The following is a 13,073-nucleotide window of genomic DNA, read 5'->3' as shown; positions in this document are numbered from 1 at the left end:
CGGCAAAGTTGCGCATCGCCCCATGCTAAAGTCGCCTCCCATTGCAGTGTTGAGGGCGCTCAATGTTTCCTGCCGGACCTATGCCGGCACCGCGTCAAGGCGCGGACGACCAGTCCAGCGCGCCGTGCGCCACATCGAGCACCGGCGGATCGTTCCATGAGCCGGCGCGCAGTTTCGCCCTGACTTCTTTCGGTGCGATGTCACAGGGCGCGCCGGCGTCCGGCTGGAACATCATCGTGCGCAGCACCGTGTCGCCGGCCAGCATTTTCACCTTGCAAGTCGCCGCGGCGGCGATGTCGTCGCGGCGCCGGCATGCCTGTTCCTGCTGTTCCCGTGCCTGCGCGAGCTGCGCCTGCACCGCGTTGTTGGCCTGCGACACTTCGGCGATGTCTTTCAGTGCCGGCCCCACCTGCGCCGCCAGTTTCTGGAGCTGCGCGAGCTGCGCCGCGGTCAGCGTGACTTCCCGGGCGCGCATGCTGGCGGCCAGCGCCAGGTAGCTGCGCACGTCCGGCCGGCCGGTGATCTCGTCGACCGCCGCCTTGTGCCCCGCCGCCGCGGCCTCCAGCCGCGCCACGCGCGCGGCGAGGCCGGCGATGGCTTCTTCATGGCGCCGGGTATCGGGCACGAGCGCGAACAGCAGCATCTCGCTGCCCTTGCGCGGCCCGGCGGCTTCCAGCGCAATGGTGCGGCCGGCGATCGCGCAGCCGCTGGCGATGCCGATCGTCACCTCCCCGGCCATGATCTCGCAATTGCTTGCCTCCCCGATCGTGACCTTCGCCGCGGTGATCACGCAATTCTGCGCCTGGCGGATCGTTACCTCCCCGCCTTTCGCCTGCAGCACCGCGTTGGCCGCGACGCCGCCGATGTGGATGGCCCCGGCCGCGTTGACGACCGTGCCGCCCATCAGGTTGCGCTTCAGCAGCACCGCGCCGCCGCGCGATGCGACATGGCCGAACACGTCGCCGTGGATCGTGATGTTGCCGCCTTCGACGAATCGGTTTTCCTGCACTTCGCCGAATTCCTCGTATTCGCCGGTGAGCTGCAGGTTGCCGGTGGTGCGCGCGCTGACGCCTTCGCGCCCGACGGCCTTCGGGCCGATCGACACGCGGCCGCCGTTGCGATCGACGTTGATGTAGCCGTCGACCGCGGCGACCACGTAGTCGAACCCGCCGATGTGTTCGATCACGGTGCCCGGGCCGGCCACGTGCGTGAGCTCGATATCCCTGGCCGCCGGCGGCTCGACCGGGAGGCCGGACAGTTCATGGCCGCGCCGGCCCCCGGTGCGCGGTTCCTTGCGCAACAGTCGCGTTTGCGCCTTCGCCTGCGGAAAGCGGTTCTGGAACGTGTGCAGGTCGAAGCGGCCGTTGGCCAGCTCGCGCGGCGCATTGGAGCGGTGCATGTCGCGCGACACCTCGACGATCGTTGCATCGCGTCCCGGAACCGGCGGCAGGCGGCGGGCGACAGCGATGCGCGCCGGCCTGCCAGCGGCGATCGCCCCACGCACGGCCGCGGCATCGATGCCGAAACGAATGCCCTTGCCCCACAGGTCCGCCACGAATTCATCGAACGTCAGCGTGGCAGCCAGGGACGCACCGTCGCCGCTGTCCAGGAAAACAGGTTCGAAGAAATAGTCGGCTTCGCCGGCGACGATCTTGACGGATTTGTAGAGGGCCCGGCGGGCCGGCGGGAATGGCACGACGGCATCGGCGAAACGCACCGGCGGTTGCCCCGCCGGCGCCGTGGGCACGGCCGGGTCCACGCCGTACAGCATCCGCGAAAAGATCCCGTAGTCCAGCCCCGCAAAGCATGCGCCGGACAGGAATACCCGGCCGGCGGCCTCGCGGCACGCCGCCGCCGCGCCGGCCATAAACCACACGCCATCGTCGCGCTGGACGATGACCGGCGGCCCGTCCGTGTCGCCAGGCGAGCCTGCAGGTGCCCCGTCGTTGCCCACTGCGTTCCCCATTCCCCGACATCAATGGCTTGAATTTAATGCCGGTAATTTATAAGTTTTATTCCAGAGTAATATGATGCACCGAAACGGCCTGCAGCGGGGCATATCGCGCTTGCAATCTGCAAGCAATCCCTGGCATAGGAAGAAAATGAAAACGGGCCAGCTTGGCTGGCCCGTTTTCATTTCTCGGAATCCCGGGCCGGTGCCGGCCCCTCCCTTGCAGGAGGGTCAGCGGCGCGGCGTGTTGGAATACACTTCCATGCCGGCTTCATTGATCTGGCGGCGCAGGTCGCGGCGCTCATCGGGTGTCATGCGGCTCATCCGGCGCGACATCTCCGCATTGTTGGCGTTTTCCTGCATGATGCGGCGCTGCTCCTCGGCGCGGGCTTCGAACGAGCGCGCATCGGCGGCATCGCCCCAGCGGCTGTCGCGGCGGGACTGCTGCTGTTGCTGTTGTTGCTGCCCATCGCGGCGCTGCGCACCGTCACCGGAACGATCCTGGGTAAAGGCGGGCGACATGCACAATACGAGCGCGAGCGATGCAACGGCCGTGCGCATGCGCCGCGCCGCTGCCCTGCCCCGATCGTTTGCCCCCTGGTTCATGCCGTGTCCTCGCTTGATTTCTGTACCCTGCCACCGGCGCCATGCTGCCCATTGCCTTGCTACTCGCTTTTGCTACCGGCTTTTGCCATCCGTTTTTATTTACTCTTGTGCCGCATTGATCTTCGATAGAGATGATCTTCAATGGCAACGGATAACCCTTCACCAATGGACAAAGTGTATGCCCCTTTCCCCATGGGTATAAGAGCGATTGGGTAAAGTTTGTAACACTTTGTAATGGGTCGATCCGTGCGCGCCGTCGAACGCATTAAGACGTTACCATAGCGACATGCTTCTGACAATTCCGACAGCACCATGACGATATCGAACAATTCCGGCAACAGCGCCGGCGGCACCGCCGCCGTCTCCAACACCACCGTCCATAGCGGCCACCAGGCCAAGATCATGGTCGTGGACGACGACGTCCGCCTGCGCGACCTGCTGCGACGCTACCTGACCGAACAGGGGTTTAATGTATTCACCGCGGAAAATGCCACCGCGATGAACAAGCTGTGGCTGCGCGAACGCTACGACCTGCTCGTGCTGGACCTGATGCTGCCCGGCGAGGATGGCCTGTCGATCTGCCGCCGCCTGCGCGGTGCCGGCGACCAGACCCCGATCATCATGCTGACCGCCAAGGGCGAAGACGTGGACCGCATCGTCGGCCTGGAGATGGGTGCGGACGACTACCTGCCGAAGCCCTTCAACCCGCGGGAACTGGTGGCACGGATCGGCGCGGTACTGCGCCGCAAGGCACCGGACGAGATTCCGGGCGCCCCGTCCGAAACGCCGCAAACCTTCGAGTTCGGCCAGTTCGTGCTGGACCTGGGCACGCGCACGCTGAAGAAAAACGGCGAAACCGTGCCGCTGACCACCGGCGAATTCTCGGTATTGAAAGTATTCGCCCGCCATGCGCGCCAGCCCCTGTCGCGCGAAAAGCTGATGGAACTGGCGCGCGGCCGCGAATACGAAGTGTTCGACCGCTCGCTGGACGTGCAGATCTCGCGGTTGCGCAAGCTGATCGAACCGGACCCTTCCAGCCCGCTGTACATCCAGACCGTCTGGGGCCTGGGCTATGTGTTCATCCCGGAGGGGCAGCCGCGCTGACGCGTGACGGTCGATGAGGTTCCGTAACTTTACCGTCGCCCGCCTGAAAAGCGGGCTGTTCTGGCGTACCTTCCTGCTGCTGGGCGTGCTGACGACGCTGTCGACCGCGTCGTGGATCGGCATGTACAGCATCGTCCAGCGCGATCCCCAGGCACAGCAGCTGGCCGCGCAGGTGATCTCGGTGGTCACCATCACGCGCGCCGCGCTGACCCATTCCGCCCCGGAACTGCGCACCGAGCTGCTGTTCGAGCTCGTGTCGAACGAAGGCATCCGCGTCTTCCTGCTGGAGGATAACGACGAGGTCGATCCGCCGCCGGACAATCCGCTGATGCCGGACATCGAACAGCTCGTCAAGGCCAAGCTGGGCAAGGACACGCGCTTCTCCGCCCGCGTCAACGGCATGCGCGGCTTCTGGGTCAGCTTCAAGATCGGCGAAGACCAGTACTGGCTGATGCTCGAGCGCGAGCGCATCCAGGGCCTGACCGGCATCCAGTGGCTCGGCTGGGCCGCCGCCGTGTCGGTGGTGTCGCTGCTGGGCGCGGCGCTGATCTCGAGCCTCGTCAACGCGCCGCTGCGCCGGCTCACCGCGGCGTTCCACTCGATTGCCCAGGGCCGCGCGCCGCAACCGCTGCCCGAGAAGGGGCCGCAGGAAATCCGCCAGGCCAACCGCAGCTTCAACCAGATGGTGGACGACCTGCAGCAGGTCGAATCCGACCGCGCCGTGATCCTGGCCGGCATTTCGCACGACCTGCGCACGCCGCTGACGCGGATGCAGCTGGAGGTGGAGATGGCCGACCTGCTGCCGGACGCGCGCGACGGCATGAAATCGGACCTCGCGCAGATGGATGCCATCATCGCCCAGTTCCTCGATTATGCGAAACCGACCGAAGCGGCCACGTTCGTGCCGGTCGACGTGTCGGACATGCTGCAGGAAGTGGCGCACGACGTCTCGCGCCTGGCCGACGTGAAGGTGACCACCGACATCGTCGAGAATGCCCAGGTGCGCGGCAACCTCACCGACCTGAAACGCGTGCTGCACAACCTGATCGAAAATGCGCGCCGCTACGGCAAGACGCCAGGCACCGACCTGGCCGAGATCGACATCTGCTGCAGCGTGAAACGCGTGCATGCGGCCAGGCGCGTGGTAATCGACGTGCAGGACCATGGCGTGGGCGTTCCGGAAGAACGGATGGCCGAGCTGCTCAAGCCGTTCACGCGGCTGGATACGGCGCGCGGCCAGGCCAACGGCGCCGGCCTCGGCTTGGCCATCGTCGAGCGCGTGCTGCAACGGCACGGCGCGGAATTGCAACTGAGCAATCGCGAAGGTGGTGGCCTTTTGATCCAGATCACGATGGAAGCCATTTAATCTCGCAGTCCTGAACAAAAAAAATCTTGAACTTTGTCGATTTGGCTGTTCGCCATCCGTCGTGGGAATATGGGAGCGCAGTTCGTGTGTTCCTTACAACCCTACTGAAGGAGACAGGCCATGAGCGAAGTCGAGAAAATCCCCGCGGACATGCCCGCCGTGACACCCCACCTCGTTTGCCGTAACGCCGCCGAAGCGATCGAGTTCTACAAGAAGGCGTTCGGCGCCGTCGAGCAGGTGCGCATGGCGGTGCCGGACGGCAGCGGCAAGCTGATGCATGCAATGATCAGGATCGGCGGCTCGCCGGTGATGCTGGTCGATGAATTCCCCGATTTTGGCAGCTTCGGCCCGCAAGACCTGCCGGCCTCCCCCGTCACGCTGCATCACTACGTGGAAGACGTCGACAGCGCATTCCAGCGTGCGATCGATGCCGGCGCCACGGCGAAGATGCCGCCACAGGACATGTTCTGGGGCGACCGCTACGGCGTGCTGCGCGACCCGTTCGGCCACAGCTGGTCGCTGGCCACGCATATCCGCGACGTGCCGCCCGAGGAAGCGATCGAAGCCTCGAAGAGCGCGATGGGCTGCCCTGAAACCGCCAAGTAAGGAGAGTGCCATGCGTTTCATGATCATTGTCAAAGCTTCCGCCGACAGCGAGACGGGCAGGATGCCATCGACCGGGCTGCTCGAAGCGATGGGCAAATACAACGAGGAACTCGTCAATGCCGGCGTGATGCTGGCCGGCGAAGGCCTGCATCCCAGCGCGAAGGGCGTGCGCATCCGCTTCTCGGGCAAGAACCGCACCGTGATCGACGGCCCGTTCGCGGAAACCAAGGAGCTGATTGCGGGCTTCTGGCTGATTCAGGTAAAGTCGCGTGAAGAGGCGATCGAATGGGTCAAGCGCGCCCCCATGGAGGAAGGCGATGAAATCGAGATCCGCCAGGTGTTCGAGGCGGAGGATTTCGGCGCCGAATTCACGCCCGAACTGCGCGAACAGGAGGACAGGCTGCGCGAGCGCATGGCCGCCGGTTCCGCCTGATCCGGCCGGGGCAGCCGCAAGGAGGATGGAATGCATTTCATGGTGATACGGCGTGCCGACGCCGCTTCCGAAAGCCAGTCCTTTCCGGCGCCGCCGCTGGCGGACGCCGTGCCGGCGGCGTGCTGGCTGCATTCCAGTACCGAAGCCGTGCGGCTGCAGCGTGCCGGCGGCGCGTGGACGATCGCGAACGGCCCCTTCCCCGCCGACGGGCTTGCGGCCGGCTTCGCGATCGTCGACGTGGCTTCGAAGGAAGAAGCCATCGAATGGGCACGGCGCTGGCCCGCCGCCGATGCAGAAGGCGAAGTGGTGCTCGAAGTGCGCGAAACGGGCTGCTCGGGCGGCTGCGCCGGCATCGACACGCGAACCCCGCCACACCTGGCGCCCTGGGCAGTGCTGCTCCGCTCCAGCGCCGCCCTCGAGGCGGACGTCATGCCGCCGCCCGACGCCATCGACCGGATGAATGCCAGGAACCGGCAGGATGCGCAGGCCGGCGTGCTGCTGGCCGGCGACGGCCTGAAGCCCACGGCGCGGGGCGCGCGCGTTGATTTCAGAGACGTCAAAGGCGGCAGTGGCCGCAGGCCGTCGATCGTCGACGGCCCGTTCGCCGAGGTCAAGGAACTGATCGCCGGCTTCTGGCTGATCCAGGCCGCCAGCCGCGACGATGCCGTCGCCTGGGTGAAGAGCTACCCGTTTCCGTGGCCCGACGTGACGCTGGAACTGCGCGCCGTGGCGTGACCGTCCATGTGTCCACCTGTTCGACTGCGTGTTTGCCGGCCGGTCAGCCGGCTCGCGTGCATGGTGCCGCCTTGACTGGCCGGGCCCATCGCGCCGTCGAGGCGGTGTGGCGCATCGAATCGGCAAGGATCATCGCCGCGCTGGCGCGCATGTTGCGCGACGTCGGCCTGGCCGAGGAAATGGCGCAGGAAGCGCTCGTCGCTGCCCTGGAAACCTGGCCGGAAGCCTTTCCCGAACAAGGCATGCCGGACAACCCGGCCGCGTGGCTGATGGCCACGGCGAAGAACCGCGCGCTCGATCACCTGCGCCACCGCAAGCTGGCGCAGGACAGGGAACCGGAGCTCACGCATGCCATCGAAAGCCTGCTGGAAGATGCCGCGCCCGACCTGGAACGCACGCTGGACAACCGCATCGGCGACGACCTGTTGCGCCTCGTTTTCATCGCATGCCACCCGGTGCTGCCGACCGAGGGCCGCGTGGCGCTTACCCTGCGCCTGCTGGGCGGCCTGACGACGGATGAAATCGCCCGCGCCTTCTTCGTGCCCGAGCCCACGGTGGCGCAACGCATCGTGCGCGCCAAGCGCACGCTGCTCGAGGCCCGCGTACCGTTCGAGGTACCGGCGGGCCTTGACCTGGTGCAGCGCCTGTCATCGGTGCTGCAGGTGATCTACCTGATCTACAACGAAGGTTATTCGGCCACCACGGGGGCGGACTGGATGCGCCCCGCGCTGTGCGACGAGGCGCTGCGGCTGGGCCGCATCCTGGCCGGACTGGTGCCGCGCGAACCGGAAGTGCACGGGTTGGTGGCGCTGATGGAAATCCAGTCGTCGCGTGCCCGCGCCCGGCTGGCGGCGGACGGCTCGCCCGTGCTGCTGCTGGAGCAGGACCGGGCACGCTGGGACCAGTTGCTGATCCGCCGCGGCCTGGCCGCGCTGGATCGTGCCGGCCAGGCCGGCCAGGGCCTGGGCCCGTATGGCTTGCAGGCCGCGATCGCCGCCTGCCATGCGCGTGCCCGCAAGGCGGCCGACACCGACTGGCAACGCATCGCCGCGCTGTATGACGCGCTGGCGCAACTGGCGCCATCGCCGGTGGTGGAATTGAACCGCGCCGTGGCGCTGGCGATGGCGTTCGGCCCCGCGGCGGGCCTGGAGGCGGCCGATGCGCTGGTCGACGAACCGGCGTTGCGCAACTATCACCTGCTGCCCGGCGTGCGGGGCGACTTCCTGTTCAAGCTGGGGCGGCTCGATGAAGCCCGCGCCGAATTCCTGCGCGCGGCGGAACTGGCGCAGAACGGGCGCGAGCGCACGCTGCTGCTGGCGCGCGCGGCGGCCTGCCCCGCGCCGCCCGGAAGGGCGGGCTAAGGCAGCTCGCGCGCGCCTTCGTCGCGGGTGCGCAGGAAGCGCGGCAGGCTGTCGGCCAGCTGCAGCCAGCGCACATGGCTCTGCATGTAGATGTGATCGCCGGGCGGCACCGTTTCAGGGTCGTCCAGGCTGGCCGTGGTCACGTCGAGTTCATCCGGGTAGCGGGCATCCTCGAACGTGAGCTGCGTGCCGCAGGCGGCGCAGAAGCCGCGGCGGATGCCCGGGCTGGAGGCATACCAGGCCGGGGCGCCGGCCGTGAAGTGCAGGCCGGCGCGCGGCACCGAAAACCACGCCACGCAGGGCGCGCCGCTGGCGCGGCGGCACATCGTGCAGTGGCACAGCGTGCTGTTGAACGGTTCGGCCGTGACCACATAGCGCACGGCGCCGCAAAAGCAGCCTCCCTGGTGCATCGCCCTCTCCTTCCCGGCTTTCTCCGTTACTCCAGCAATTTGGTCAGCAGCAGTTCGGTCGAGCCATAGCCGAACAGCGAGTCGCTTTCCAGGCCGGATGTTTCATAAGGCACCGAAATTTCGCGCTCCGGCTTGGCCGGATCGTCCGCATAAGTTGCCTGCCAGGCCCGCTTCAGGGAATCGGAACGGCGGATGAACACCGGCACCGGCCAGTCGTTGCGGTCGAAATTCTCCGCATCGCCCAGCACCGGCCAGCGGCCATTGGCCAATGCCATGTCGCCGGTACGGATCGCCTTGGCGGCATCGCCGGCCTTCAGCGCCTGCACGTCCGCCAGCGTGGGCATCGTGGCGCGCTTCGGCCCGAACAGGTAGGCGAGCATGATCTTGCCCTGGGGCGACATGCGGGCAACGAGCCCGGCCGCGTAACCGCCGTTGTTCAGTGGCACGGCAAACCAGCTTCCTTCGTGATACGGCTGCTTCATTCGATTCTCATTATGTGGACTTGCCTTACATGTTCTCGTCGTAGCGGTATTGCGCGGCGATCGGGCCGGCCTTGAACAGCGCATCGCGCAGTTCCTTGTCCAGCTTCGGATCGCGCCGGCGCGCCCATTCGAGCAGCATCGCCACGTGCTTGCGCGTGCTGTCGCGCTGGCTGGCCAGCACCAGCTTCAGCTCCGGATCGGTACAGGCCGCGAAACGCTGGTTGGCCGTGTCCAGCGCGCCGAGCTTGTCGATCAGCGACACCAGCGCGCGATGCATGTCGAGCACCTGGGCATCCAGGGTCTCGCGTGATTCAACGACGTGTTCCTGCGTCATCACAACCTCCTGCGGCATGGAACGAAAAACCGTATTGTCGGTCGGACTCCATGTTTCCACAAGTATAACAACGGCGCCGGACCGGTGGCGCACGACATTGCATTCAAATGTGATAAGCTTTCGGCTTCGCTGGGGGTCCTGGAGTGTTTCCGGGTGAGAGATACCCTTCGTACCTGATCTGGATAATGCCAGCGAAGGAAAGCGCAAGGCAGTGTTGGTCCCGTCAAAACCCGGTACCGTCCCAACGTCCCCTGGTGTGCTCCTCGCTGGTTCGACAGAGAACTAGAAGAAAACGAGAAGAGCACAACCATGACCAAGACCACTTTCGCCGTATCCGCCGCCGCGCTCGCCATCGCGCAGGCATTCCCCGCCCTTGCCCAGCAGGCAACCGAACCCGCGATGACGGAAGTCGTCGTCACCGCCGTGCGCGGCACCGCGGACCGCGCCTCCGTCGCCGGCTTTTCCGACACGCCGCTGCTGCAGACGCCCGCTTCCGTCAGCGTGATCACGCGCGAGCAGATGCAGAACCTGAACATCGGCTCCACGACGGACGCGGCGCGCTACGACGCCAGCATCAGCGACGCCTACAATGCCGTCGGCTATGCCGAACAGTTCTCGATCCGCGGCTTCAAGCTCGACAACGCCAGCAGCTACCGCAAGGATGGCCTGGCCATTTCCGCCGACACCCAGATCCCGCTGGAGAACAAGGAGAGCATCGAGGTGCTGAAAGGCCTGGCCGGCCTCACGGCGGGTATCGCCGCGCCGGGCGGCATCGTCAACTACACGACGAAGCGCCCCACCAGTACCACGCTGCGCTCGGTGCTGTTCGGCGTGAGCGAACGCGGCACCCTGCGGGGCAGCGTGGACCTGGGGGGGCGCTTCGAGGACCGCCGTTTTGGCTACCGCGTCAACGTGGCCGGCGAGCGGCTGCGTTCGTATGTGGACGGCGCGGACGGCCGCCGCAGCTTCATTTCCGGCGCGTTCGACTGGCAGATCTCTCCGCAGGCGCTGCTGCAGGTCGACGCCGACTACCAGAAGAAATCGCAGGTGTCGGCACCCGGCTTCCAGCTGATCAACGGCGTTGCGCTGCCGGACGTGGCGGCCGACACGCTGCTCAACGACCAGCCCTGGAGCTACCCGGTGGCCACCGAAAGCATGAACCTCGGCGCGCGCTTCCAGTACCAGCTGGCACAGGACTGGAAGATCGAGGTGAAAGCCAACAGGCACGTGTTCAGGCGTGACGACTACACCGCCTTCCCGTACGGCTGCTCGGCGCAGGAACTGTATCCGGGCTTCTGCGGCAACGGCGACTACGACGTGTACGACTACCGCAGCCTCGGCGAAGAGAAAAAGCCGCTGGCCGCGCAGGCCATGCTGCAGGGCCGCTTCGTCACCGGCGCGCTGTCGCACGAGCTGTCGGCCGGCTTCTCCTACTTCGGCAACAAGGAAAGCTGGGGCGACGACGTGTACGAATATGCCGGCACCAGCAACATCTACCGCCCGGTGGTGGTGGCGCCGAGGAGCGATCTGGAAACCGGCCCCGCGTCGGTGCGCCGCAAGGATAACGAGCGCGCCCTGTTCGTGCAGGACATCGTGGGCCTGACCGCCGAACTGAAACTGCATGCCGGCGCGCGCTATGTGAAGCTGAAACGCGACGAGCTGGGCGTGGCTCCGGCGGAAGGCAGCTTCTGGGTGCCGAACGCGTCGCTGGTGTACAGCCCGCGCAGCGACCTCGCGCTGTATGCGTCGTACGCGCGCGGCCTGGAGCATGGCGGCATCGCGCCGATGGAAACCACGAACGAGGACCGCGCGCTGGCGCCGTCGAAATCGAAGCAGGTGGAAATCGGCGCGAAAGCGCTGGTCGAAGGCATCAGCCTGACGGCCGCCGTGTTCCAGATCGAAAAGGGCCTGGAATATATCGACGCCACCAACACCTTCGTGCGCAACGGGCAGGCGCAGCACCGCGGCGTCGAATTCGCGGCGCAGGGCAAGCTCACGCGCGAGATGACGGTCGGCGCCTCGGTCGCCGCGCTGAACACGAAGCAGAGCGGTACCGGCCAGAGCATCTACGACGGCAAGCGCGTGACCAACGTGCCGGCGCTGCGCTCGACCGTGTTCGCGGAATACGCGGTGACGCCGGGCTTCAAGGTGAACGGCGACTGGCAGTTCGCCGGCAAGAAGGCGTTCGACGAAGAGAACACGGTGTTCGTGCCGAAGTACCACCTGCTGAACGTCGGCACCTCGTACGTCGCGCGCATTGGCGGCGGCAGCGGCATGCCGCTGGTGCTGCGCGCCCAGGTACGCAACGCACTGGACAAGTTCTACTGGCGCGATGTCACGCCGGACCTGGGCGGCTACCTGATCCCGGGGTTGGGCCGCACGTTCCGGGTATCGGCGCAGCTGGATTTCTAAATCCGCGACAGATAGCAGAACTACCTTTGCGCTTGCTCAGCAAATGACCTGGGGCCTGGCCCCAGGTCATTTGCTGATGCACCGCATTCCTTGCCCCGTATTCGGGAACTTCAGTTGCCCAGCACTTCTTCCACCTGCCGCAGCCGCTGCGCCAGCGGCCCGTGGATGCGCACGTGCGCGATCGCGCGGGCTACCAGCTCTTCCGACAAAAGCGCGTTGACGGCGGCGCTCTGGTCCTCCGGCTCGCGCTGCAGCCCGTCGGGCTTCCATGGAATATCCGGCGCGCAGAGCAGCGTGATGTCGTAGCGGCGCAACGCCACCAGCGCTTCCAGCCGCGGGTCGATGCGGCCGAAGTAATGGCGGCTGTACACGGCCGTCATCAGCGGCGTGGTATCGCAGAACAGGCAACGGCTGGCACGGGCCAGTGCGAGGTCTTCGCGCGCGGCCTGGGTCTCGGCGATGTGCAGCTGGTCGGCTTCGACCGGCACGCGTCCGCGCAGGTCGACGAACTCGCGCAGGTATTCCGGCACCCAGACTTCCCGGTAACGCCCGGCGAGCGCCTCCGCCAGCGTCGTCTTGCCCGAGGAAGCGCTGCCGACGATCGCCACCCGCACCGGCTTCAGGTCGAACGTTCTCACTTCAGCACCATCGCCGCGCCCGCTGCCCCGTCCGGCGTCGCCCCGGCGCGCATCGACTTGCGCCAGGCCAGCAGGCCGATCGTCGCCATCACCACGAACAGGCCGTACAGCAACGCGGTCAGCATCAGGCCCTTATGCACATAGAGGCCCACGTACAGCACGTCGACGATGATCCAGACGTGCCAGTTCTCCAGCTTCTTGCGGGACAGCAGCAGCTGCCCCACCAGGCTGCCGGCGGTCAGGAAGCCATCGGCGAACGGCACGTCGGTATCGGTAAACGACATCAGGAACCACGCCAGCGCGATGAAGCCCACGATCCACCCCAGCGCCGCCACCGCCCTGCCCGGCCAGTCCAGCTGCGTGACCGGCAGGCGTTCGTGCATGTCGTCGCCATGCAGCCACTGGTACCAGCCCCACACGGACACCGTGATGAACACCGCCTGCAACCCCATGTCGCCATACAGCCTGGACTGGTAGAACACCACGCCGTACAGCGCGGAAGACAGGATCGCGAACAGCCACGCCCAGTGGTTCTGGCGGATGTTCAGCCACACGGTGGCGACCGACAGCGCGAAGGACAGCAGTTCGAGCGGCGTGGTGGACAGGCCGAGCAGGGAGAGGGTTTCGTTCATGGG

The 13,073-nt window shown here is 66.4% G+C and carries 14 protein-coding genes and 1 riboswitch; of the genes, 7 read left to right on the top strand and 7 right to left on the bottom strand.

Annotation, left to right across the window (positions count from 1 at the left end):
• Positions 1 to 94: 94 nt before the first annotated feature.
• Both GJV26_RS22345 and GJV26_RS22340 read right to left on the bottom strand, forming a co-directional pair.
• A complete protein-coding gene (locus tag GJV26_RS22345) occupies positions 95 to 1,966 on the bottom strand; it encodes a flagellar assembly protein A (protein WP_155710905.1) in 1,872 nt (623 codons plus the stop codon).
• Positions 1,967 to 2,182: 216 nt separating this feature from the next.
• Positions 2,183 to 2,557 (bottom strand): hypothetical protein, encoded by a 375-nt coding sequence (locus tag GJV26_RS22340; protein WP_155710904.1) that lies wholly within the window; start codon positions 2,555 to 2,557, stop codon positions 2,183 to 2,185.
• Positions 2,558 to 2,959: 402 nt separating this feature from the next.
• Here GJV26_RS22340 and ompR point away from each other — a divergent pair, with 402 nt between their 5' ends.
• From ompR to GJV26_RS22310, 6 genes are all read left to right on the top strand, one after another.
• On the top strand, positions 2,960 to 3,661 hold the full coding sequence (gene ompR, locus GJV26_RS22335) for an osmolarity response regulator transcription factor OmpR (protein WP_229418989.1): 702 nt from the start codon (positions 2,960 to 2,962) through the stop codon (positions 3,659 to 3,661).
• A 13-nt stretch (positions 3,662 to 3,674) separates the two neighbouring features.
• Complete coding sequence (locus GJV26_RS22330) at positions 3,675 to 5,027, top strand: sensor histidine kinase family protein (RefSeq protein ID WP_155710902.1); 1,353 nt, start codon at positions 3,675 to 3,677, stop codon at positions 5,025 to 5,027.
• Positions 5,028 to 5,147: 120 nt separating this feature from the next.
• Positions 5,148 to 5,633, top strand: coding sequence for a VOC family protein (locus tag GJV26_RS22325; RefSeq protein ID WP_229419389.1), 486 nt, complete (start codon positions 5,148 to 5,150; stop codon positions 5,631 to 5,633).
• Positions 5,634 to 5,643: 10 nt separating this feature from the next.
• Positions 5,644 to 6,066: a YciI family protein gene (locus GJV26_RS22320; protein ID WP_155710901.1), complete on the top strand. Its 423-nt coding sequence runs from the start codon at positions 5,644 to 5,646 to the stop codon at positions 6,064 to 6,066.
• A gap of 30 nt (positions 6,067 to 6,096) precedes the next feature.
• Positions 6,097 to 6,801 (top strand): YciI family protein, encoded by a 705-nt coding sequence (locus tag GJV26_RS22315; RefSeq protein ID WP_155710900.1) that lies wholly within the window; start codon positions 6,097 to 6,099, stop codon positions 6,799 to 6,801.
• A gap of 71 nt (positions 6,802 to 6,872) precedes the next feature.
• Complete coding sequence (locus GJV26_RS22310; RefSeq protein ID WP_155710899.1) at positions 6,873 to 8,162, top strand: RNA polymerase sigma factor; 1,290 nt, start codon at positions 6,873 to 6,875, stop codon at positions 8,160 to 8,162.
• On the opposite strand, the gene GJV26_RS22305 is transcribed toward GJV26_RS22310, so the two are convergent.
• The 3 genes from GJV26_RS22305 to GJV26_RS22295 are packed head-to-tail and all read right to left on the bottom strand — an operon-like array spanning position 8,159 to position 9,388.
• Complete coding sequence (locus tag GJV26_RS22305) at positions 8,159 to 8,572, bottom strand: GFA family protein (RefSeq protein WP_155710898.1); 414 nt, start codon at positions 8,570 to 8,572, stop codon at positions 8,159 to 8,161. The genes GJV26_RS22310 and GJV26_RS22305 overlap by 4 nt on opposite strands.
• Positions 8,573 to 8,598: 26 nt before the next feature.
• Positions 8,599 to 9,054, bottom strand: coding sequence for an Imm26 family immunity protein (locus tag GJV26_RS22300; protein ID WP_155710897.1), 456 nt, complete (start codon positions 9,052 to 9,054; stop codon positions 8,599 to 8,601).
• Positions 9,055 to 9,079: 25 nt separating this feature from the next.
• Entirely contained in the window at positions 9,080 to 9,388 is a 309-nt protein-coding gene (locus GJV26_RS22295; protein WP_155710896.1) for a ferritin family protein, read from the bottom strand.
• 121 nt (positions 9,389 to 9,509) lie between these two features.
• Positions 9,510 to 9,605, top strand: a riboswitch (TPP riboswitch).
• 92 nt (positions 9,606 to 9,697) lie between these two features.
• Here GJV26_RS22295 and GJV26_RS22290 point away from each other — a divergent pair.
• Positions 9,698 to 11,800, top strand: a complete 2,103-nt coding sequence (locus tag GJV26_RS22290) for a TonB-dependent siderophore receptor (protein ID WP_155710895.1) — start codon at positions 9,698 to 9,700, stop codon at positions 11,798 to 11,800.
• 110 nt (positions 11,801 to 11,910) lie between these two features.
• Here the strand turns inward: GJV26_RS22290 and GJV26_RS22285 are convergent, their stop codons facing one another.
• The gene (locus tag GJV26_RS22285; RefSeq protein ID WP_229428000.1) at positions 11,911 to 12,438 is read right to left on the bottom strand and encodes an AAA family ATPase; all 528 of its coding nucleotides are present in this window, start codon (positions 12,436 to 12,438) and stop codon (positions 11,911 to 11,913) included.
• On the bottom strand, positions 12,435 to 13,070 hold the full coding sequence (pnuC, locus tag GJV26_RS22280; protein WP_155710894.1) for a nicotinamide riboside transporter PnuC: 636 nt from the start codon (positions 13,068 to 13,070) through the stop codon (positions 12,435 to 12,437). The genes GJV26_RS22285 and pnuC overlap by 4 nt, the downstream gene beginning before the upstream one ends.
• Between the last annotated feature and the right edge of the window lie 3 nt (positions 13,071 to 13,073).

This window comes from Pseudoduganella dura, assembly GCF_009727155.1.
Taxonomy (GTDB): Bacteria; Pseudomonadota; Gammaproteobacteria; order Burkholderiales; family Burkholderiaceae_D; genus Rugamonas; species Rugamonas dura.
This window is presented reverse-complemented; position numbering and strand designations above follow the sequence as displayed.

Bases quoted from the DNA above. Each gene is read 5' to 3' on its own strand.
- GJV26_RS22315 (WP_155710900.1), top strand. From the start codon at position 6,097: ATGCATTTCATGGTGATACGGCGTGCCGACGCCGCTTCCGAAAGCCAG.
- GJV26_RS22345 (WP_155710905.1), bottom strand. From the start codon at position 1,966: ATGGGGAACGCAGTGGGCAACGACGGGGCACCTGCAGGCTCGCCTGGC.
- GJV26_RS22295 (WP_155710896.1), bottom strand. From the start codon at position 9,388: ATGACGCAGGAACACGTCGTTGAATCACGCGAGACCCTGGATGCCCAG.
- GJV26_RS22305 (WP_155710898.1), bottom strand. From the start codon at position 8,572: ATGCACCAGGGAGGCTGCTTTTGCGGCGCCGTGCGCTATGTGGTCACG.
- GJV26_RS22320 (WP_155710901.1), top strand. From the start codon at position 5,644: ATGCGTTTCATGATCATTGTCAAAGCTTCCGCCGACAGCGAGACGGGC.
- GJV26_RS22290 (WP_155710895.1), top strand. From the start codon at position 9,698: ATGACCAAGACCACTTTCGCCGTATCCGCCGCCGCGCTCGCCATCGCG.
- GJV26_RS22300 (WP_155710897.1), bottom strand. From the start codon at position 9,054: ATGAAGCAGCCGTATCACGAAGGAAGCTGGTTTGCCGTGCCACTGAAC.
- GJV26_RS22330 (WP_155710902.1), top strand. From the start codon at position 3,675: ATGAGGTTCCGTAACTTTACCGTCGCCCGCCTGAAAAGCGGGCTGTTC.
- GJV26_RS22340 (WP_155710904.1), bottom strand. From the start codon at position 2,557: ATGAACCAGGGGGCAAACGATCGGGGCAGGGCAGCGGCGCGGCGCATG.
- GJV26_RS22325 (WP_229419389.1), top strand. From the start codon at position 5,148: ATGAGCGAAGTCGAGAAAATCCCCGCGGACATGCCCGCCGTGACACCC.
- pnuC (WP_155710894.1), bottom strand. From the start codon at position 13,070: ATGAACGAAACCCTCTCCCTGCTCGGCCTGTCCACCACGCCGCTCGAA.
- ompR (WP_229418989.1), top strand. From the start codon at position 2,960: ATGGTCGTGGACGACGACGTCCGCCTGCGCGACCTGCTGCGACGCTAC.